This window comes from Clostridium sp. AF50-3 (genome assembly GCF_003477445.1).
In the GTDB taxonomy this organism is placed as follows: Bacteria; Bacillota; Clostridia; order Lachnospirales; family Lachnospiraceae; genus Otoolea; species Otoolea fessa.
The window spans coordinates 1-734 of sequence record NZ_QUDH01000055.1 but is presented as its reverse complement, the minus strand read 5'-3'; the positions used below and the strand labels follow the sequence as shown (position 1 = coordinate 734).

Here is a 734-nt window from a genome sequence, read left to right as displayed (position 1 = left end):
CGGGATGGTTAAATTCCAATGGAGCAGTGAAGCACACTGCCGCCTGTGAGAAATCCTACATCTCTGGGGTGATAAGAAAAAGTACAGAGAAACCATATTTTCAGAAAGCACTGCTGGGTGCTGTATCAGCATGATACCTGGCAGGCTTTATCCATATCAGTGTATGGAGATTGGAGACAACAGAAAATGAAAGAAAACTGGGTTTATCGGCGAGGTGATTTATATCTCGCCAATCTCGGTGTTCCGGTTGGATCAAAGCAGGGCGGTGTTCGTCCTGTTGTGGTTCTTCAGAATGATGCCGGTAATTATTATGCGCCGACAATCACGATTGCTCCGCTGACATCGAAAATTGAGAAGAAGCGAAAGCAGTCAACGCATTTCTTTCTCCGTAAAGCAAAGGGACTGGCAAAACCGTCTATGGTATTGGCAGAACAGCTCGACACCTGCGACAAGATATGCGTGATTCGCTATCTTGGGCGGGTAAGTAAGGGGCAGATGCGTGGGATCGACGAAGCTGTAAGGATTCAGCTTGGTTATTACATTCCGGAACAGGCAGAGAAAAAAAGACAGGGCAAATGCCGAAAGGAAGGCGAAGAAGGCGATGGATAAACTGATTACAAGGAAGGAAGCAGCCAGTATACTGGGAATCAGCGTAAAAACACTGGATGCTGCAAGAACAGACGGTTTGATCTCCTATGTTCAGTATGTGGAAAACGGCTGCGTTTATTTCACGG

The 734-nt window shown here is 46.6% G+C and carries 1 protein-coding gene and 1 pseudogene; both read left to right on the top strand.

Going from position 1 to position 734, the window contains the following annotated elements; all coding sequences use genetic code 11:
* Positions 1-186 precede the first annotated feature (186 nt).
* The gene (locus tag DW085_RS18810; RefSeq protein ID WP_118494367.1) at positions 187-609 is read left to right on the top strand and encodes a type II toxin-antitoxin system PemK/MazF family toxin; all 423 of its coding nucleotides are present in this window, start codon (positions 187-189) and stop codon (positions 607-609) included.
* Positions 602-734: pseudogene (locus tag DW085_RS20105) on the top strand (DNA-binding protein); the annotation flags it as partial. The gene DW085_RS18810 and the pseudogene DW085_RS20105, both read left to right, overlap by 8 nt.